Annotated in this window: 17 protein-coding genes; 7 read left to right on the plus strand and 10 right to left on the minus strand. The window is 63.4% G+C overall.

All coding sequences use genetic code 11. The annotated features are described in order from the left end of the window. Positions 1–375 precede the first annotated feature (375 nt). From AC1DT7_RS20305 to AC1DT7_RS20325, 5 genes are all read right to left on the minus strand, one after another. On the minus strand, positions 376–810 hold the full coding sequence (locus AC1DT7_RS20305; protein ID WP_478037997.1) for a GFA family protein: 435 nt from the start codon (positions 808–810) through the stop codon (positions 376–378). A 4-nt stretch (positions 811–814) separates the two neighbouring features. Beyond that, positions 815–1,843 (minus strand): aspartate-semialdehyde dehydrogenase, encoded by a 1,029-nt coding sequence (locus tag AC1DT7_RS20310; protein WP_478037998.1) that lies wholly within the window; start codon positions 1,841–1,843, stop codon positions 815–817. A 415-nt stretch (positions 1,844–2,258) separates the two neighbouring features. After that, entirely contained in the window at positions 2,259–4,520 is a 2,262-nt protein-coding gene (locus AC1DT7_RS20315) for a S9 family peptidase (protein WP_478037999.1), read from the minus strand. Between the two features lie 270 nt (positions 4,521–4,790). Further along, a complete protein-coding gene (locus AC1DT7_RS20320) occupies positions 4,791–5,348 on the minus strand; it encodes a DNA-3-methyladenine glycosylase I (protein ID WP_478038000.1) in 558 nt (185 codons plus the stop codon). A gap of 60 nt (positions 5,349–5,408) precedes the next feature. Further along, the gene (locus AC1DT7_RS20325; protein ID WP_478038001.1) at positions 5,409–6,731 is read right to left on the minus strand and encodes a DUF418 domain-containing protein; all 1,323 of its coding nucleotides are present in this window, start codon (positions 6,729–6,731) and stop codon (positions 5,409–5,411) included. 166 nt (positions 6,732–6,897) lie between these two features. Between AC1DT7_RS20325 and AC1DT7_RS20330 the strand changes: the two genes are divergently transcribed. The 3 genes from AC1DT7_RS20330 to AC1DT7_RS20340 are packed head-to-tail and all read left to right on the plus strand — an operon-like array spanning position 6,898 to position 11,233. Further along, complete coding sequence (locus AC1DT7_RS20330) at positions 6,898–9,168, plus strand: TonB-dependent receptor (RefSeq protein ID WP_478038002.1); 2,271 nt, start codon at positions 6,898–6,900, stop codon at positions 9,166–9,168. After that, positions 9,165–9,743, plus strand: a complete 579-nt coding sequence (locus AC1DT7_RS20335; RefSeq protein WP_478038003.1) for a hypothetical protein — start codon at positions 9,165–9,167, stop codon at positions 9,741–9,743. The genes AC1DT7_RS20330 and AC1DT7_RS20335 overlap by 4 nt, the downstream gene beginning before the upstream one ends. Beyond that, positions 9,740–11,233 carry a PepSY-associated TM helix domain-containing protein gene (locus AC1DT7_RS20340; protein WP_478038004.1) on the plus strand — a complete coding sequence of 498 codons (1,494 nt, stop codon included), beginning with the start codon at positions 9,740–9,742 and terminating at the stop codon, positions 11,231–11,233. Before AC1DT7_RS20335 ends, AC1DT7_RS20340 begins: the two co-directional genes overlap by 4 nt. Before the next feature lie 116 nt (positions 11,234–11,349). Here AC1DT7_RS20340 and soxR read toward each other — a convergent pair whose 3' ends face one another. Then, positions 11,350–11,793: a redox-sensitive transcriptional activator SoxR gene (gene soxR / locus AC1DT7_RS20345; protein WP_478038005.1), complete on the minus strand. Its 444-nt coding sequence runs from the start codon at positions 11,791–11,793 to the stop codon at positions 11,350–11,352. A gap of 85 nt (positions 11,794–11,878) precedes the next feature. Here soxR and AC1DT7_RS20350 point away from each other — a divergent pair, with 85 nt between their 5' ends. After that, positions 11,879–12,259, plus strand: coding sequence for a VOC family protein (locus tag AC1DT7_RS20350; RefSeq protein ID WP_478038006.1), 381 nt, complete (start codon positions 11,879–11,881; stop codon positions 12,257–12,259). 286 nt (positions 12,260–12,545) lie between these two features. Here AC1DT7_RS20350 and AC1DT7_RS20355 read toward each other — a convergent pair whose 3' ends face one another. Then, positions 12,546–13,010: an EF-hand domain-containing protein gene (locus tag AC1DT7_RS20355; protein ID WP_478038007.1), complete on the minus strand. Its 465-nt coding sequence runs from the start codon at positions 13,008–13,010 to the stop codon at positions 12,546–12,548. A gap of 64 nt (positions 13,011–13,074) precedes the next feature. After that, positions 13,075–13,752, minus strand: coding sequence for a squalene/phytoene synthase family protein (locus AC1DT7_RS20360; protein ID WP_478038008.1), 678 nt, complete (start codon positions 13,750–13,752; stop codon positions 13,075–13,077). A gap of 476 nt (positions 13,753–14,228) precedes the next feature. Here AC1DT7_RS20360 and AC1DT7_RS20365 point away from each other — a divergent pair, with 476 nt between their 5' ends. From AC1DT7_RS20365 to AC1DT7_RS20375, 3 genes are read left to right on the plus strand one after another with little or no spacing between them, the layout of a single operon-like run. After that, positions 14,229–14,900 carry a TadE/TadG family type IV pilus assembly protein gene (locus AC1DT7_RS20365; RefSeq protein ID WP_478038009.1) on the plus strand — a complete coding sequence of 224 codons (672 nt, stop codon included), beginning with the start codon at positions 14,229–14,231 and terminating at the stop codon, positions 14,898–14,900. Further along, positions 14,873–15,568, plus strand: a complete 696-nt coding sequence (locus AC1DT7_RS20370) for a TadE/TadG family type IV pilus assembly protein (RefSeq protein ID WP_478038010.1) — start codon at positions 14,873–14,875, stop codon at positions 15,566–15,568. Before AC1DT7_RS20365 ends, AC1DT7_RS20370 begins: the two co-directional genes overlap by 28 nt. A gap of 11 nt (positions 15,569–15,579) precedes the next feature. Next, positions 15,580–17,448 carry a TadE/TadG family type IV pilus assembly protein gene (locus AC1DT7_RS20375; RefSeq protein ID WP_478038011.1) on the plus strand — a complete coding sequence of 623 codons (1,869 nt, stop codon included), beginning with the start codon at positions 15,580–15,582 and terminating at the stop codon, positions 17,446–17,448. Positions 17,449–17,564: 116 nt separating this feature from the next. Here AC1DT7_RS20375 and AC1DT7_RS20380 read toward each other — a convergent pair whose 3' ends face one another. Further along, a complete protein-coding gene (locus tag AC1DT7_RS20380; RefSeq protein WP_478038012.1) occupies positions 17,565–18,962 on the minus strand; it encodes a pyruvate dehydrogenase complex E1 component subunit beta in 1,398 nt (465 codons plus the stop codon). Further along, on the minus strand, positions 18,962–20,005 hold the full coding sequence (gene pdhA, locus AC1DT7_RS20385; protein WP_478038013.1) for a pyruvate dehydrogenase (acetyl-transferring) E1 component subunit alpha: 1,044 nt from the start codon (positions 20,003–20,005) through the stop codon (positions 18,962–18,964). The genes AC1DT7_RS20380 and pdhA overlap by 1 nt, the downstream gene beginning before the upstream one ends. Between the last annotated feature and the right edge of the window lie 144 nt (positions 20,006–20,149).

Genomic DNA, 20,149 nt, shown 5'->3' on the forward strand with positions numbered 1-20,149 from the left:
CTCCAGCACGGCTCCCACCAAGCGAGCGTACCCGTACCCGCGCCGCGCCGGTGCCCACCAACCGACCCAGCAAAAACGCCCCCCTTTTTGAAGGCGCAGGTCCCCAAAACAGCCCAGCCCTGACTTCATCACTTGCCCTCCGATCAAACCCCTCAACGGAATCAGATCGAACACCGAACCGCAAGATGTGTGAACGTCCTAGGGCCTTCGCCGGGGAGCAGTACATGTTGGAAGAAAATAACCACCGACATGTTCCGAGCCCCATCGCACCGCGTCCGATAACGTGGCGGAGCTTGTTGTCACGGCTCAGCGAAAGATTGCCCGCAACGCCACCGGCACAATGGATGCCGGAACAAGTCCGGCATGACGAGAGTGCTAGCGCATGAGGATCGCGGCGAACTCAGCCGGCGGTGCGCCTTCCTCGAACACGGGAATATTGTCGCCCAGTACGACCCAGGGCTGCTTGCGCTTCACCCAGATATGCAGCTTCGGCGCCAGCGTATCACTCGCATCGAGCGTGCCGGCCCGCACCACCGCGATGCCCGGCCGTGCGTTATTCGTGTTCCACAACCGGGTGTGGCATGTCCCGCACAGCCGCTGATGCGATTCAGAACCGCTCGGACTGGTGAAACGATAGTCGACGATCGGCCCGCTCGCCTTAATCGCATCCTCGCGCACGACACCCTGTTCGGTGAAGGCGCTGCCCGACCAGGTCTGGCAGTCGACGCAGTGGCAGCAATAGACCGGGGGCAGCTGCTCCATGGCCAGCGTGTATCGACACGCGCCACAGCGGCAGCCGCCCTCGATCACTGGCTCATGCGGCCTTTTGCAGGTGGCGGCGGCCGAGCAGCTCGGCGATCTGCACCGCGTTCAACGCAGCCCCCTTGCGGAGATTGTCGGATACGCACCACAGAGCCAGACCGTTCTCGACCGTCGGGTCCTCGCGGACGCGGCTGATGAAGGTCGCATATTCGCCGACGCATTCGATCGGGGTGACGTATCCGCCGTCCTCCCGCTTGTCGATCAGCATGACCCCAGGCGCCTCGCGCAGAACCTTCTGCGCCTGCTCGGCCGAAATCTCGTCCTCGAACTCGATGTTGATCGCTTCCGAATGGCCGACGAACACCGGTACGCGCACGCACGTGGCGTGAACCTTGATCTTCGGATCGAGGATCTTCTTTGTCTCGACCACCATCTTCCACTCTTCCTTGGTCGAACCGTCGTCCAGGAAGCTGTCGATGTGGGGGATCACGTTGAACGCGATCTGCTTGGTGAACTTCTTCGGCTCGGCCGGATCGCCGACGAAGATGTTGCGGCTCTGCTCGAACAGCTCGTCCATGCCGGCCTTGCCCGCGCCGGACACCGACTGATAGGTCGCAACGACCACGCGCTTGATCCGCGCGATATCATGCAGCGGCTTCAGCGCCACGACCATCTGCGCGGTCGAGCAGTTCGGGTTCGCGATGATGTTCTTCTTGGTATAGCCGCTGATCGCCTCGGGATTAACCTCGGGCACGATGAGCGGCACGTCCGGATCCATCCGGTAGAGCGACGAATTGTCGATCACCGTGCAGCCGGCCGCGGCGAAACGCGGAGCGTGGATCTTGGTAGCCTCGGATCCGATCGCGAACAGCGCCATGTCCCAGCCGGTGGGATCGAAATGGTCGATATTCTGTACCTTGAACTGCTTACCGGTATCGCCATAGTCGACCATGTCGCCCTGCGACCGCGACGATGCGACGACGGCGATCTCGTCCGCCGGAAACTCGCGCTCAGCCAGGATGTTGAGCATCTCGCGCCCGACATTCCCCGTCGCGCCAGCGACTACTATCCGGTATCCCATATCGATCTTTCCAAAAATTGCGCCTGTTCGGCGGGCAACGCCATGTAGGCGTCGCGCCGTCGAATGGAAGCGAGTTTTTATGTCCCGCGCACCAGCCTCGCTTGGTGTGCCGCGAGATTGTCCGGCTGATTTTGGTTTCGCCGGCAAGCCGCGCGCTGCACAATCATTATTTGCCCGCAATCAATATTCTCCGATATCCGATATTATGTCGGCACCGTCACGAATAATGCAGCGATAATGGTTCGGACTCCCCTTGCAATAAAGTGCAGGGGGTCAATTACTATCCCCAGTCAGACAAATTTGATGACAGCGGTCGCGGGAGCTTAAACTCGCCGCGCCTTTGGCGAATAATCGCTGTCGTCCTCATTGCCCGGGGCGGAGACTTCTCCCTTGACTCCACCCCGGGCGATGCAGCCTATTTCCCGAGCTTTTCGTCTAGGAAATCGAAGATCGTCGTCCAGACATGCACGTCCTTTCCCGCGCTATGGGTCTTGCCGGGATAGAACATCATCTGGAACGGCACGTTCTGCGCCTGCATCTTCGCGGCAAAGGCGGTCGAATTGTCGAGCACGACATTGTCGTCGGCCATGCCGTGGATCAGCAGCAGCGGGTCCTTGATCTTCGCTGCGTCGTCGATCGCATCCGACGCGGCATAGGCCTTGGCGTCCTTCTTCGGGTCGCCCATGTACCGCTCGGTATAATGGGTGTCGTAAAGCTCCCACTTCGTCACCGGCGCGCCTGAAATGCCAGCCGCATAGACGCCCGGATTCGCCTCCAGCATCTTCAGGGTCATATAGCCGCCATAGGACCAGCCATAGGTCGCGACCTTCGCCGGATCGACGAACGGCTGGGTCTTGATCCATTTCGCCGCGGTCAGTTGGTCCTCGACCTCGACCGTGCCCATCGCGCGGTAGATATGGTCCTCGAATGCCTTGCCGCGATTGTTCGACCCGCGATTGTCGATGCGGAAATATACATAGCCTCGGCTGACCACGTACTGCGCCAACGGGCTCTGCCACGCGCGCGTAACCTGCTGGCCGGTGCCAGGCCCACCATAATGTTCGAAGAATACCGGGTATTTCTTGCCGGGCTCAAGCGTCGGCGTGATCATCTCGTACCACAGCGTCGTGCCGTCAGCCGCCTTGAAGCTACCGAACGTCTTGGCCTGATGATTGGCGAGATAGGGATAATAGGGATGCCCCGGCACGACGGCATTCTCGTTGACCCAGGCGATGCGCTTGCCGCCCGCATCGGCGAGGAAGGTCTGCGGCGGCTGGGTCGGGTTGGAGCGCGTGACGATCAGCCGGCTCGCCGCCCGGTCCATCTTGCCATTGTTCCACCAGCCCAGCTCGGTCAGCCGGGTGACGACGTTCGGCCGGGCGATGTCGACCGAATAGACATGCTGCTCGAGCGCGCCGTCCTTGTTGCCGGTGAAAAAGATCCGCCCCTTGGCCTCGTCCACACCGTTGAGCGACTGAACGGTCCATTCGCCCTTGGTCAGCTGAGTCCACTTGCCCTTGGCGAAGCGATAGAGATGGCCATAGCCGTCCCGCTCCGACCGCCAGATCAGGCTGCCGTCCTTCATCGGCCAATAGGCATCTGACAGGTTGATCCAGCTCCGCTCGCCCGATTTCTCGGTGAACAATATGCTGCTCCTGCCCGTCGCCGGATCGACCTTCAACACATCGAGCGTCTTCTGGTCCCGGCTCTCGCGCTGGACGAGCAGGGTCTGGCCATCGGGCGTCCAGTCGACCCGGGCGAGGTAAATATCGGGGTTGCTGCCCAGGTCGACTTTCACCTGGCCGGTGCCATCGGCGTTCATCACATACAGCTCGACCAGAACGTTCGGCGTGCCGGCGGCGGGATAGCGCTGGTTATAGACCTTGGTGCCGTCGGCGCCGATCGCCGCCCGCGTCACGATGCCCACCGGCGCCTCGTCGAACCGCTCGACAGCGATGCGCGCGTCGGTCGGCGACCACCAGTAACCGGTGGTGCGATCCATTTCCTCCTGCGCGACGAACTCGGCCTCGCCCCAGTGCACCGTGCCCGCCCCGGTCGTGGTCACCTGCTTCGCCTCACCGCCACCGAGTGGCTGGACGAAGAGATTCTGGTCGCGCACGAAGCTGACGAACCCGCCCTTGGGGCTGATCACCGGGTTCAGTTCGCCATCGGTCGTGTTGGTCAGGCGCGAGACCTTGCCGTCCAGCGTGGCGAGGTAAAGATCGCCATCGAGCGGTACCAGGATCGACTTGCCGTCGGGCGCCCAATCATAGTCGACGATGCCGCGCGTGCCACCGATGCGCGCGCGCTCGCGCTGCATCTTCTCGGCTTCGGACAATTCGGCGCCGGTGCCGACCTTCTTGGAATCGACCAGCATGCGTTCCTTGCCGGTCTTCGTATCGAGCGCCCACAGGTCGAGCCGGTCCCTGTCATCGGGCCGCGGCTTGAGCGAGGTGAGCAGGGTCCCGTCCGGCGACAGCTTCAACGCCTTCAACGCCCGCGGCTGCGCGCCGGCAAGGCCGGCAAGGTCCGGGCTCGAGAACACGCGCTGCAGGGTAAGCTTCTGTGCCGCATCGGCGGGCATTGCCAGGGCGGCCGCTGCGCCGGGTTCAGCAGCCATTGCAGGAGTCGCCAGTGCCGCGAGCATCACGCCCGCCAGCAGCCAGGATTTCGGCATCGATCATCTCCAGTTCCGATAAGCTAAAAGCCCGACGAATGCGGGCGCATGCCGTCGCTTATTGCGGGGTGTGCCAGTGTCGTAAAGGGGCCAGCTACCAGCGAAAGATCGGTATCGGATTGAGCGGATGCACGGCCAGCGCCTGCCCCAGTCACTGCGTCCCCCGGAGCCGTTCCGGAGCCCATTCCTCCGCAAGCGCAGGCCTCTGTCGGCAAGGGCAGCGCCCGCCGCACGATGGATGCCGGAACAAGTCCGGCATGACGGGTGAGTTCACCCCGCCCGCCGGAAACACCCCGCCGCATGGTCGTCGATGATTCCCACCGCCTCCATCCAGGCATAGACGATCACCGGTCCGACGAACTTGAATCCGCGCTTCTTCAACGCCTTCGACATCTCTTCCGACAAGGGCGACTTCACCGGCAGGTGCACGCCGTCGCCGATGATCGGCTGACCGCCCGCCATGCCCCAGACGAATTCGGAGAAATCCTCACCCGCATCGAGCATCGCAAGATAGGCTTTCGCATTGCCGATCGTCGCCTCGATCTTGGACCGCGACCGTACGATCCGCGCATCCCCGAGCAGCCGCTCGACATCCGCCTCACCAAAGGTCGCGACGACCTCGGGATCGAACCCCTTGAACGCCTCACGGAAAGCATCGCGCTTGCGCAGGATGGTGATCCAGGCGAGCCCCGCCTGGAAGCCATCGAGCATCAGCTTCTCCCACAGCGCCCGGCTGTCACGCTCGGGCACGCCCCATTCCTGGTCGTGATAGGCGCGCATCTGCGGATCGTTGCCGGCCCAGGCGCAGCGTTGGATAGGTGTCGTCATGACAAGGTCCTAGAGTTCAACCACGGCACCGCGCAATGCCGGGCTGGCCATATCACGCGCCTACCCCACGACCTTGCGAAACGGCCGCCGCCGCCCCTCCACGATCGACCGCCACGCCCATTCCACCGGCGCGATGCGGAAATGGCGGACATAGGCATTGGCCAGGAACAACAGCCCGATATCGATCACCAGCGACACGCCCATCATCGCCGCCCAGCCCTGCGTGCCATACAGCGCCAGCGCGAAGGGTGGATACAGCACCCACAGGCAGATGATCGTCTGCAGCACATAGAGGGAAAGCGCCGTGCGCCCCGCGGCAACGAAAGGTCGCATGAGCCAGGCCCCTAACGTGCTCGACACCAGCAGGTTGACCAGCCCGACATGGCCGAGCGTCATCGCCAGCCGCGCGATCTCCTGAGTCGCCCAACTGATATGCGGCGCGTCGTCGAACCGCATGATCTCGTCCGCGCCCAGGATGCGCAGCGATCCGCCGACCAGATAGGCGGCGACCGTCATCCGCCAGTAGAAGCGCCGCGACCGTTCGCCCTGCAGGATACCGAGCTTGAACAGCGCGGCACCGATCAGCATCACGCTCGCCGATTCCCAGATCGCGAACAGCTCGCCGACCCCGAACAGGCGCTCGGCGCTCATCCGGATCTGTTCGGTCACCCAGCGTTTCGTCGTGCTGGACCGGTCGGCATCTTCCCGGTCGATCTCGGCCTTGCGCTCGGCGACGGCCTTCGCCCGCTTGGCCTCATGTTCCGCCGCCTTGGCCAGAGTCGCCTTGTCCGCGCTGCTCAGCGCTCGACCGGCGTCGCGCTGTGCCCGCAACTCGGCGACGTCCGCGCGCTGCTGGTTGGCCTGATAATAGCCGAAATAGCCTGCGCCGCCGAGCTGCATCACGGCCATGACCAGCCCGATCGACATCAGCCAGCGTGGCGCAAGCCTGCGAAGCCAGAACACCACCAGCGCCGCCAGGCCATAGGTATGCAGAATGTCGCCGCCCCAGAGCAGGATGAACATGTGCACCAGGCCGAACGCGACCAGCACGATGTTCCGCCAATAATAGCGTCGCATGACCTCCCACCGCCCTGCCGCTTCCACCGCGCGGCCGGTGAGGATCACCATGCCCGCGCCGAACAGCATTTCGAGCAGGCAGCGCGCGGTACCGTTGGCGAATATCTCGCGCAGCCACCAGGCGACCTGGTCGATCGGCGTCCAGCCGAAATGCCGCACATCCTCGCCGGCACGGAACGAGGCGCCCATATCGTTCACGTTCATGAACAGGATGCCGAGGATCGCGACGCCGCGCAGGATATCGAGCACGGCAATCCGCGGCGCGCCGTCCGGCTCATCCACCCTCGCGATCGTCTGCCCGGTCATCGCCCACTCCCATGGCTCGGGGGCAACGGGTAGAGGGCGGCGCAGTGTATTGCAATAATAATACACGCAGTTCACGACAGTCGCGACGCCTCCTCTAACTATTGCGAATGCGATTGACTCGCAATAGCTGCACCTTTAGCCGGTCGCCGAGCCAAAGGGGACGTATATGCGTAAGACTTTATCGATTGCCGCCAGCCTGACAGCGTTCGCGTGGAGCAGCCAGGCGCTTGCCCAATCGGCTGACCAGGATATCGGCGACGACATCATCGTCACCGGCGAAAAAGCCGAACGCACACTTCAGGAGACGACGACCAGCGTCGCCGTCACCACCCCGCGCCGTATCGCCGAAGAGAATATCCTCTCGCTGCAGGACGTCTATCAGCGAACCGCCAACGTCACCGAGACGTATGGCACATCCGGTTTCACCATCCGCGGCATCGCCAATCGCGGGATCAGCGGCGGCGGCGACGCGGCGCTCTCCACCGTCTATGTCGATGGCGCGCCGCTGCCGGCGAACGTGCTCCAGGCCGCGCCGACCGACATGTGGGACGTGGCGCAGGTCGAGATCCTGCGCGGCCCCCAGTCGACGCTTCAGGGCCTGAACGCCCTGGCCGGCGCGGTGATCGTGCAAACGAACGAGCCGACCCAGAGCTGGGATGTCCGTGCCCGCGCCCAGTACAGCGATGCCGATGAATCGCAGTTCGCGGCGGCGATCGGCGGACCGATCGCACCGGGCGAGCTCGCCTTCCGCCTGTCCGGCGAAAAGCGCGATGCCGACGGCTTCACCTGGAACCCGACGCGCAAGACCAACGAGAATCCGCTCGATTCGATCAACCTGCGCGGCAAGCTGCTCTGGACGCCCACATCCCTGCCCGGCTTCGAGGCGCGGCTCGGCTACAACCATTACCATCGCTATGGCGGGTATCCGTTCAGCTATACCGACATCACCGTTCCGAACTATTTCGAGAACCGCATCAACACGTCGAACGTGCCGAACGACAGCCGCTCCAATACCGATATCGGCACGCTCGACCTGCGCTACGACGTCGGCGGCGGCTTCGCGGTGACTGGCGTCACCTCGTACAACGATGTGCGCGAGCATAATCGCTACGACAATGACGGCACCGCCGCCGACAAAGGCGCCTTTCAGCAACGCAACCGCTACAAGACCTTCACCCAGGAAGTCCGGCTGAACTATGAAGGCGACCGTTTCAGCGGCCTGCTCGGCGCCTTCTATTACAACCGCGACCAGGAGATGGATTCGACCAGCCTGGTCGGTGTGCCGACGCCGGTCGCCACGATCTCTGCCCTGCTCCAGGGCAACGGCCTGGATGCCGCGACGGCCAACGGTCTCGCGGCGCTCTATGCTCAGGCGCTGCCGATGATTCCAGTGAACTATGCCGCCGATTCGACCGGCCGGGTCCAGACGATGGCTCTTTTCGGTGACGGCCACTTCAAGCTGACCGACCGGCTCTCGCTGATCGCGGGCTTCCGTTACGATCATGAGAAGAACCGCGTTGCGGTCGATCAGGTGACGACCTTCGCCGGCACCTATCCCAATCCCGCCGCCTATGGCCCGTCCGGATCGCCGCTGTTCCTCGCCGTCTCCGGCATCAATGCCGGCGTCGCTGGCATCGTCGCCCAGGCGAGCGGCTCGGCGGTCGCGATCGACCGGACGTTCAACGCCTTCCTGCCCAAGGCCGGCATCGAAATGGCCTGGACCGACGACATCCGCACCGCCTTCACTGCGCAGCGCGGCTATCGCTCGGGCGGATCGAGCACCAACACCGCGCGGTCGCAGACCTTCGCCTATGATCCGGAATATACCTGGAACTATGAACTGTCGCTGCGCACCGCCTGGCTCGACGGCGCGCTGACGGTCAATGCGAACGCTTTCTACGTCGACTGGACCAACCAGCAGACCAGCGTCAATTTCGGCCTCAACCTGTACGACACGCACACGGTGAACGCCGGCAAGTCGCACCTCTATGGCTTCGAGATCGAAGCGGCGCACCGCATCAGCCCGAATTTCGACTGGTACGCATCGCTCGGCCATGTCCGTACCAAATTCGACGAGTTCAAGGTCGATGTCGGCACCTTCACCGATCTGTCGGGCCTCGAATTCGGCTATGCGCCGCACTGGACTGTCTCGGGCGGGTTCAACGCGCGCTTCCTCGACCGGGTGAAGCTCAACGTGAACGCCAATCACCGGAGTTCGGTGTTCGCCGAGGCGAGCGTGCCGCAGTCCGATACGAAGATCGCCGGGCGCACCTTGGTCAATGCCCGAATCGCCTATGACATGGGCAAATGGAGCCTGTCGGCCTTTGCCAGCAACCTGCTCGACGAGGATTATGTCCAATATGGCCCGCGGAATTATCCGCAGGCGGTACTCGGCAATCCGCGGGTGTTCGGCCTCGCCGCTGACGTGAAGTGGTGAGCGACGCCCTGCTCGCGGGTGGGCCGATCCTTGCGGGCGGCGGGCTCGGGGCGTGGCTGCTCCGCCGGGCCTGGCGCGCGCGCGGTGACGAGGGCGCGCGCTCGCGATGGCTCGGCTGGGTCGTGATCTTCGCGACTCTGTTGTGGCCGGCCTGGATACTGGGAAGCGTGCGCGGCCCATTCGTCGCGCTCGCGCTGGTCTCGATCGCTGCCCTTGTCGTGGTGGCAACCGGCGCGACGGTGCGGGCGGTGAAGGCCGGCCGGGCCGGGGGCGCCGAAAGCCTCGCCCCCGAACCCTATGAACGCGCCAGTACGCGCTGGCAGACCACCCTGCGCTGGCTGCTCGCCGGCCCGATCGGCATGATCGCGGCGCTGGCGGTCGGCATCTGTTATTCGGTCTGGGTTCCCGGCGCGCCGCAGACCCGCCTGCTCATCGGCGCGCTGATCGTGCCGGTTCTGTGGGGCGGTGCGATGGCATGGACACTCGCCGACAACCGAATCCTGCGCGCCACTGCCGTACTGGTCGGAACAACGATCGCCGGCTTCGGCCTCGCCATTCTCAAGGGGTTCGCATGAGCAAGACCATGCCATCGGCCCGCAAGCCGCTCCTGTCGCGCGTGCCGGCGGATTTTGTCCGCGCGGTGCTAAAGGGGCATAGTGCGCTCGGCCTCGCCTTTGCGGCGATCATCTATCTCGTCTGCCTTACCGGCAGCGTCGCGGTGTTCGCGCACGAGTTCGAACGATGGGAACAGGCCGGCGCACCGCGTGTCGAACGCGCTTCTCCAGAGGCCGTGCAGCGCGCGCTGGCCGCAGCGGTCGCGCTAGGCGGCAGCGGGATCGGTCATGGCTATATCCAGTTGCCCAGCCCCGATCTGCCGCGCCTCCATATCAGCCTCGAAACCGGCAAGGGCGACCGCGCCTGGATTGCCGATGCCGACGGTACGCTGACCGCCGACGCCGGCACGCCCTGGACCGAATTCCTCACCCGGCTCCACATCAACCTGCACTTGCCGCGCACCTGGGGCCTCTTCCTCGTCGGGCTGACCGGCGTGGCGCTTCTGTCGTCGCTCATTTCGGGCGTGCTCGCGCATCCGCGCATCTTCCGCGATGCATTCCACCTGCGCCTCGGCGGTGCCCGGCGCTTGCAGGAGGCCGACCTGCACAACCGGCTGGGCGTCTGGGCGCTGCCCTTCCATGTGCTCGTATCACTGACCGGCGCCCTGCTCGGGCTGACGACCCTGATCGTTGGCGTGCTCGGCTTCGCGCTGTTCCAGGGCGATGTCGGCAAGGTCTACGCACTGTTCGTCCCCGCCGAGCCCAAGGAAGATCCCCGCCCTGCCCCGGTCATGAAGCTCGCGCCGATGTTCGCCGAGGTCGCGCGCCGCGCGCCCGACGGGCGGATCGACCTGATCCTGCTCGAGCATCCGACCGAACGGGGCGGTGCTGCGATGTTCAACGTCGAACGGGCCGGCAAGCGGCTCTCCAATGTCGACGCCTACGCCTTTCGTCACGATGGCCGGATCTATTCGGACCGGCGCTCTGCCGACAATAATCTGGGGGAGAGCATCCTTGCCTCGATCGGCAAGCTGCATTTCGGCTGGTTCGGCGGCGGCATCGTCAAGGTCGCCTATGCCCTGCTCGGCCTCGCGCTGAGTTATCTGGCCGCAGGCGGCGTGACCATCTGGCTTGCCCGGCGCCGCGACAAGCGCCGTCCCGCGCCCCGGCTGGAGCGGGTCTGGGCGGGCGTCGTCTGGGGGCAACCCGCGGCGCTTTCCCTGGCAGCACTGGTGGCGGTGACGGCCGGAAACGGCATCGCGGTCGCTCTGCTGATCGCCGTCTGGGGCGGCGCGACCCTGGCCGCACTGGCCGCCGCGATCTGGCTGACCGCGCCGCGCCTGTCCGCGTCGCTTAGGCTTGCCACGGGAGCGATCTTGGCGGCGACCGGGCTATTGCACATGGTATTGCGGTCCGGCGCGGATCCGGTCGCCTGGGCAGTCGATATCGTCCTGATCGCCGGAGGTGCAGTGATCGGCTGGACCATGCGGGCAAAGAGCCGCCTGACGTGAGGCTCACTTCGTTCGTTTCAGCCATGTCGGCAGGCTAACGACGACGCCCCCTCGGCAATCGGCGCGTTGCTGGCGATCGACTAACCACCAACGCCGCAAGTCGCGGCCAGGACGTGCTACCCCAGTGCAAAACGCGGGCCCGCACCGGACAGGCCGGCCCGGTCGTCCCGATTGTATAACGCACATTTCTTCAGCGACAGGCACCCACAGCCGATGCACGCGTCCAGCACCGCGCGCGTCCGCTGCAAGGCCGCGATCCGGGCGTCGAGCGCCTTCTTGAAGGTAGCGCTGATCCGCCGCCAGTCGGCTGCGCTCGGCGTGCGCCCCTGGGGCAGCTTGTCCAACTCCGTAACGATCTGGTGGATGGTGAAACCGAGCTGCTGCGCGATCAGTGCAAAGGACAGCCGGCGGATATCGGACCGCAGGAAACGCCGCTGCCCGCCGCTGGTGCGCAGCGCCTGCACCAGCCCCTTCGCCTCGTAGAACCGGATCGCCGACACCGACAGGCCGGTGCGCGCCGCCAGTTCGCCGATCGGCAGCAGTTCGTCACCGCGTCCCATCCCAACCTCCGAAATAATGCTTGACCTCAACTTAGGTTGAGGTTGCATCAGGTCGTGCATGACGGTCAACAAAAGGACGACATGCATGCCCACTCCCTTCATCGAGCACGTCAATCTCACGGTCCGCGAGCCGGAGCGCTCGGCCAGGTTGCTGCTCGACCTGTTCGGCTGGAAGGTCCGCTGGATGGGCCCTTCGCGCGACGGCGGTCGCACGATCCATGCCGGCGACGACCGCTTCTATATCGCCCTCTACACCCCGCCCGCGGGAACGCCCGCCTGGGAAGACTTCCCCAAGGGCGAGCCGCTCAACCATGTCGCCATCGTGGTCGACGACCTGGACGAGATCGAACGGCGGGTGGTGGCCGCCGGGCTCGAACCCTTTTCGCACGGCGATTACGAGCCCGGCCGGCGCTTCTATTTCTTCGACCATGACCGGATCGAATATGAGATCGTCAGCTATGCCTGATTCAACATGACGAGGATCATGGCAGTTGGAGCGGCCGGCATGCTTCACGCGTTCCGGCCGGCTCTTTCTCATGACTGATATGCTGGAATTTCATCGCCGGCGAACAGCGGAAAATCCGGGCAATTTGCGCTTTATCAGCGGCTTTTGCCGCGCAATTTTCCGCTGTTACACGGAACAGGGAATACGCAGCCTAAGGCATTGAAAATAAATGGAGATTCTGCACCGGAAATCCAACATAACAGCGGAAGAAAAAACAAAACCCTCCGATCAGCGGCTTTGTTGGAGATCAGACATCCTCGTCCTCGCGCGGCGCGGGTGCCGGCGGGCAGTTCGGCTTGCGCTTGACCGACCGCTTCGGCGCGGTGGTCAGGAATTCCGCTGGGGTCATCCCGCCGGATTTGTCCTTGTCGGCCACCGCGAATTTAGTGGTCGTCTTCACCGCCCATTCGTCGAACGAGAGCTGACCGTCATGGTTGGTGTCGAGCTTTGCATAGGCCTTGCGGCGCTGGGCGAGATATTCGTCGCGCGTCACCAGCGCGTCGCGATCCTTGTCGTAGCGGTCGAAGCGCTTCTGCTCACGGGTCCGCTCACTTGCCTCGGGCACCTCGGCCGGAAGCGGATCGTCCTGTGCGGCAGTTGCGGCAGGCCGGGCGGCCAATGGCGAAGGCGGCCGCGCCTTGCTGGTCGACAGCATCACGCCCGCACCGGCCAACAGCAGTGCCGACGCCCCGCCCACGACATAACGCCACATGCCCACACTCCTCCCGTTCCGAACAGGCAAGAGCTATCGTCTTTCCCTGGCCTGGGAAAGCCGCCTAACGACCGGTCAACCGATGAAGCAGCATGCGTGCGACACGGCGCGGCGCACCGACCGGCACGGGTTGATCGAACGCGACGCTCAGGTTCATCCGCGCAAGATGCGCCATCGCCCCCAATGGCCTGGCCTGCCGGCTCCAGCGGGCACGCGTCGCCAGTTCGAGCGGCGCGGCGGCTCGCGCCAGCGCCCATTCGGCCGTCGCCCGATCGCTCAGATGGCGCGACAGGTCGGCAAGCGCCCACCCCTCTCCCGCTATGGCAAGCGGATCGGACTCCGTCGCGCCGAGCAGGGCACCGGCGATCTCGAACAATGTTCCGCCACGCCGCGCCGCATGCCGCACGATCGCCTCCTCATCGAGCTCGGCTTCGAGCAGTTCCTCCCAGCCGTCGATCATCGAGGCAAGCCGGCCGCCCGACACCCCGTTCGGGATCACGTCGCGCGCCAGTGCCTGCAACACGGGTTCGGCGGGCGCCGGGGCATTGTCGAGCCTGGTCAGCGCCTCATGCCACCAGGTCAGCCGCATCTGCCCGACCATCGGCTCACGCGTGGTGCGGAGAATCTGGGCGAGACTCGTATCTAGCCGAAGCAGGGCCTGCACACCCGGCCGCGCCGCCTCGGGCGAATATTGTAGTACGAGATCAGCCTCTGGATCATCGCTCTGGGTCATGCCGTTCATGATGAACAACTTGGACGCGGCAACGGTAACCTTCGCGACACCCTTGCCGCCTGAAGCGGGACTATCTCGCTATCCCGTTGACGGCTGCCCGGAGATTGGTCCTGCGAGGTGGAGCAGGTAAATGCCTGCGGGAAAGACGGACCTGGCGATGCCACGTGTGTCATGAGCGCATTCGATCGGAACGCCCGAAGCAATCCCTTGCGCTTACGGCGGCAGCGCTGATCCGGCGTGCCCGGCTCTTTGTTGGCGGTATCGACATCAGCTGGATGTACATCACGAATACACGACTGCAACCTGCCTGTGACACTCACGCGTGTCGTGCGGCAATAGGCACGACATCTGGAAAACCGATGACAATGCGGTGGCAAGTCGAGTGCGGCAGGCCCGAGCGCGCCAATTACCCCGCTGCCAGTCGCTACGGGCCGTTTACCAAATCTGAACGCCGACCGTGGAGAATAACCTCAAGGAGGCCTCGCGTGGCGATTTTGCGCACTATCATTTGTGCACCGAAAGGGGCGCGCCGATCTCGCACGAGCCTGTGGAAGAACCGTGAGGGCACGGCCACCTTGGAGTTCGCCATAGTCGGGCCGGCCTTCCTCGCGCTGCTGCTCGCGATTTTGTACACGATGCTCATCTACCTGGCGCAACAAATGCTGCAGACTGCGGCCGAGAGCGCAGGACGCCTGTTGCTGACCGGCTCGGCTCAAACGCTGCAACTGGGCAACGGGCACGTCGGCATGTCAGCGAGCGACTTCAAGAATGCCATATGCAATGGCACTTCCGGCACGGGAGCGAGTGGCCAGGCCATCACTATTCGCCCGCTATTGCCACCGATGCTCTCCTGTTCTCGCCTCACGGTCAACGTTACGACCGCCAATGCCTACAACGTAGCCAACACAGCTTCGCCGACATTCACCTACGACAGTAATGGCGTACTTACCTCGACAGGCACGGGCTACAATTACCAGTCGAACGGCAACGGTAAAAACCGCATCATCGTCCTGCAACTTATCTACCTGTGGCCTACCGGAAAGGGGCCGCTCGGTCTGAACATGGTCGACCAGCCCAATTCCAATCGCAAACTCGTGGCAACCTCAGTGTTCACGACAGAGGACTATTCATGCAGCGCGTCGCAGACCTCGTGCTGAAGCGCTTCGCGCAGGACTCGCGCGGCGCTGTGATCGTCGAGTTCGCGATCTGCCTGCCGGTGCTTCTGCTGCTATACCTGGGCGGATGCTGTTTGTCGGATATGCTCGCCTGCAACCGCAAGGTCACCGTCGCGACCCGTTCACTGGTCGACCTCGCCAGCCGAACCATGTCTCCCACGATCATCTACAACGACCCCCAGAGTGCCAGTGCGAGATCGTACCTCAGCGCCAGCGGCGTCGTCCTCTGGCCTTACAAGCTCAATAACGCGACGCAGCAAATTTCGCTGATAAGGGTCTGCGATGCGACGCATGCCTATGTGGTCTGGACGCAGGCCCAGACGCAGAATGTCGATGGCAGCGTCGTTACGCCCACCACCTCAAACCAAATAGCGGGCACGCTCCCGACGAATGAGGCGCAGTCGGCCAACAACGTCGTCTCCATCCCAAGCAACATGATCACCTCTACGATGGTGCCGACCTCGCCGGACAACTCTAATGTATGCGGGAACCTTGCTCCGGGTACCAGCACGAAGACCCAGGTCGGCACAGCCGGGGGTTGGCTGTATATGGGCAAGATCACCTACAACTTCACCCCGGTGGTCGGCTTTATTCCTATCCAGACCACGACCTTGTCTCACACCATCTACATGGTTCCCCGCCTTTACTAGGTGCTTATACGATGAAGAAGTTCCTCTCATTCAGGTCTTCGGCCGGATTGGTCAGGCTCGTTGCCCGGCTAAAAGCCGATCGCAGGGGCGGCGTCCTGATGATAACGGCGTTTGCGATCATTCCGCTGACCTTCGCAGTCGGGTTCGGCATCGATTATTCTCGTGCGATGAGCCTCCGGACTCATTTGAACGCCGCTGCCGACGCTGCGGCGCTGGCGGCCGTCGCACCCTCGATGATCCTTCAATCGAACAGCACATCGACCGCTGCCGCGACGGCCATGTTCAACGCGCAGGCCGCCATGCTGACCGGTTACCAGGATCTGCAGGTAACCCCTACGGTTGTGGACGGGACCTCCGGGAGCAGCGGCGCTCTCGGCTACCTTCGAAAGGCTACCGTCAGCTACACGGTCAAGTCGATCAACGTGTTTGGCGGGATTCTGGGGGCCAGCACCCTGACGGTGAACGGAACATCCACGGCAAGTGCCGCTCAACCGCCCAACGTCGATTTTTACCTGGCGATGGACAATTCGCCTTCGATGCTACTGCCAGCCACTTCCGATGGTATCAGCAAGATCATCGCGGCGACCAAGTCGCCCCAGAAGCCGAACGGCTGCGCCTTCGCGTGTCACGCGCAAATACCGAAAGGTGACGCCATCTACATAAGAGATACGCAAACTCGTCATATACTCTTATCAGCGGGCTATTACACCTCCGGTTCAGCGACGAAAAATGTCTATTATCGGTGGGATCAAGCGGCCAATCTGCTCTACGATAGCTCAGGGACCCTCATGACCTCCTCCTCGACGTCTGTCTCGGGACCGACGAGGACGACGTCCGGAAGCGGGACCAGCACTAAGAATATCGATACCACAGTGACCACCGTGTCGGTCACTACCTACACAGTCACCGAGAACGCCAATGGTCCAGCTGCTATCATCTACAAAAAGGTGACGTCGACGCCGACCACCAAAACGGTGACCACACCCGCCAGCGGCGGCGCCTCTACAATCACTACGTCCACGGGGAGCGCCACCACGACCAATACGGCCTATGACACCGGATACTGGGCCGACGGGTACTGGCTCACGCACAACTACGGGCAACTCTACGGCGGCCCTTCAACCATTGTCCTGCGCAAGGACGAGGTCGTTTCGGCTGCGACGCAACTGATCCCGTTCGCTTCCAACCAGGCTGCCCAATACCATGTCACTTACCAGGCGCAGATGTTTTCTTTTGACTGGACGCGGCCTGGCGGCAATTCGCCCGTCAAGACGCTCAATAGCCTGACAAACGTCGCTTCGTACGGCAGCGGCTTTTCGGCAGCCTCCTTGTTCCCGGCCGACGATTACTGGTGGCAGAATTCGCAACCGACCAACGGCACCAACAACGACGACAAATCCACCGAAGTTACCAACATGCTCACGGCTATGAACAACGTCATCCCCACTGCAGGAACGGGCGCTCCCGGAGCGACACCACAAAAGATACTGTTCATCATTACCGATGGCATGCTGGACCAGCCGAACGGAGGCGGTCGCTATTTCGGACCGATGAGGACTAGCGACCTGACCCAATGCACGGCCATCAAGGCCAAGGGCATCAAGATCGCCATCCTCTATACGCAATACCTGCCGGAGTCGCTCGCCGGGGACAGCTGGTCGCAGTCGAACGTCGCCCCGTTTCTGCCGGCTCCTCCCTCGCCATACCCCGCAGGCGGTGCGGGAAGCAGCGATCAGGTTCTGACCGGACTGCAGAGCTGCGCATCGTCCGGCACCAACGGTTCGCCGCTAGTCCAGACCGTCACAGCCAATGACAACATTACCACTGCCCTGCAGCAGCTGTTCTCCACGGCCCTCCAGTCAGCCAGACTGGTGCAATAATAACTGGAGGCCAGTTGCCGCCAAAAGAGGCGCTGTTCGCATCGCCGGATGCGGCTCTGCAATACCATCTATGATACGGAGGCGAGGTGTCGACCCCGCCTCCGGCATAGGCGAGTTTACCGGTAGGTCACCTTCTTCACCGCTGCGACGATCTTGTCGGCGTTGATCAGCGCCAGCTTTTCGAGATTGGCGGCATAGGGCAGCGGCACGTCCTCGTTGGTCACGCGGAGCACCGGTGCGTCGAGGTCGTCGAACCCTTCCTCCATCGCGATCGCGACGATCTCCGAGCTGATCGAGCAGGTCGCCCAGCCCTCTTCGACCACCACCATGCGGTTGGTCTTCTTGAGGCTCTTGAGCACCGTTTCCTTGTCGAGCGGACGCAGCGTACGAAGGTCGATCACCTCCGCATCGATGCCTTCGCCCGCCAGAGCCTCGGCAGCGTCGAGCGCAAGACCCACGCCGATCGAATAGCTGACGATCGTCACGTCCTTGCCCTCGCGCATGATCCGCGCCTTGCCGATCGGCAGGACGTAGTCATCGAGCGCCGGCACTTCGAATGTGCGGCCGTAAAGAAGCTCGTTCTCGAGGAACACGACCGGATCCTCGCTGCGGATCGCCGCCTTGAGCAAGCCCTTGGCGTCGGCCGCGTCATAGGGCGCGATCACGATCAGGCCCGGCACGCTGGCGTACCATGGGCCGTAATTCTGCGAATGCTGCGCACCAACGCGCGACGCTGCGCCGTTCGGCCCACGAAAAACGATCGGGCAGCGCATCTGGCCGCCCGACATGTAGTTGGTCTTAGCGGCAGAGTTGATGATGTGGTCGATCGCTTGCATTGCGAAGTTGAACGTCATGAACTCGACGATCGGGCGAAGGCCGCCCATCGCCGCGCCCGTGCCGACGCCGGCAAAGCCATATTCGGTGATCGGCGTGTCGATCACGCGCTTGTCGCCGAACTCGTCGAGCAGGCCTTGGGTCACCTTGTAGGCACCCTGATATTGCGCGACTTCCTCGCCCATCACGAAGACGCGGTCGTCCTTGCGCATCTCCTCGGCCATCGCATCGCGCAGCGCCTCGCGCAGGGTGATCTTCACCAATTCGGTACCTGCCGGGACTTCCGGCTCGGGCGCACTGGTCTTGATCTTGAGCGGCTCGGGCGTCGCGGCACCGTCATCTTCCCCGTCGGAAGCAGCAGGCGCAGCCTCGGCAGCGGCAGGCGCCTCGGCCTCGGCCGGCGCCGGCGCGGGCGCAGCGGCAGGCGCCGCCTCTTCACCCTCGGCATTCAGCGTCGCGATGACGGTGCCGACCTTCACGTTATCGGTGCCCTCGGCGACCAGTATCTTGCCGATCGTACCTTCGTCGACCGCTTCGAACTCCATTGTCGCCTTGTCGGTCTCGATCTCGGCCATGATGTCGCCGGACTTGACCGTGTCGCCTTCCTTGACGAGCCATTTGGCGAGCGTGCCTTCCTCCATCGTCGGGGAAAGCGCCGGCATCTTGATCTCGATCGCCATCAGTATTTCTCCACCAGCACGTCGGTGTAGAGCTCGGCTGGCTCCGGTTCAGGCGTCTGTTCGGCGAAATCGGCGGCTTCGTTCACGACCTTGCGGATCTCCTGATCGACCTTCTTGAACTCGTCTTCCTTCGCGCCGAGCTCTTCGAGCAGCTTCTTCACATGCTCGATCGGATCGGACTTGTCGCGAACGGCCTGGACCTCTTCGCGGCTGCGATATTTGGCCGGGTCGGACATCGAATGACCGCGGTACCGGTAGGTCTTCATCTCGAGGATGATCGGGCCTTTGCCGGCGCGGACCCAGGCCAGCGCCTCTTCGGCCGCACCGCGGCAGGCGAGCACGTCCATGCCATCGACCTGGATGCCCGGGATGCGGAAGCTCTCGCCGCGGCGATAGAGCTGGTCCTCGGCCGACGAGCGGTTGACGCTCGTACCCATGGCGTACTGGTTGTTCTCGATGACGTAGATGACCGGCAGCTTCCACAGCTCGGCCATGTTGAAGCTTTCATACACCTGGCCCTGGTTGGCCGCGCCATCGCCGAAATAAGCGAGGCACACGCCGCCATCACCCTTGTATTTGTGGCTGAAGGCGAGCCCCGTGCCGAGCGACACCTGGGCGCCGACAATGCCATGGCCACCATAGAATTTATGTTCGACGCTGAACATGTGCATCGAACCGCCCTTGCCCTTCGAGATGCCGGCCTGGCGCCCCGTGAGCTCGGCCATCACGTCCTGCGGCGGGATCCCGCACAGCAGCATATGGCCATGGTCGCGATAGCCGGTGATGACGCTGTCCTTGTCGGTCAGCGCCGACTGAAGGCCGACCGCGACGGCTTCCTGGCCGATATAGAGATGGCAGAAGCCACCGATCAGGCCGAGGCCGTAAAGCTGACCCGCCTTCTCTTCGAAGCGGCGGATGAGCAGCATCTGCTTGTAGAATTCAAGCAGCTCTTCCTTGGTCGCCTTGTAAGGCTGGGGTTCGTCGGGACGCTCACGATTGGGCGTCAGGGGCTCGGCTTTGCGAGCAGCAGGGGCTTTGGCCACGTGGGGGAAACCTCGTTTCCGTGGGGGAGGACGGCGAGCCTATAGGCCCGTTTCATCCCGGACATCAATCGTCCGGGCACAACATCGGTCATGGAGGCCCACAAGAGAAGTTTCACCTACCAAAGCAATCGGATATTGCCCCCT

The organism is Sphingomonas sp. P3_C6, from assembly GCF_056402595.1.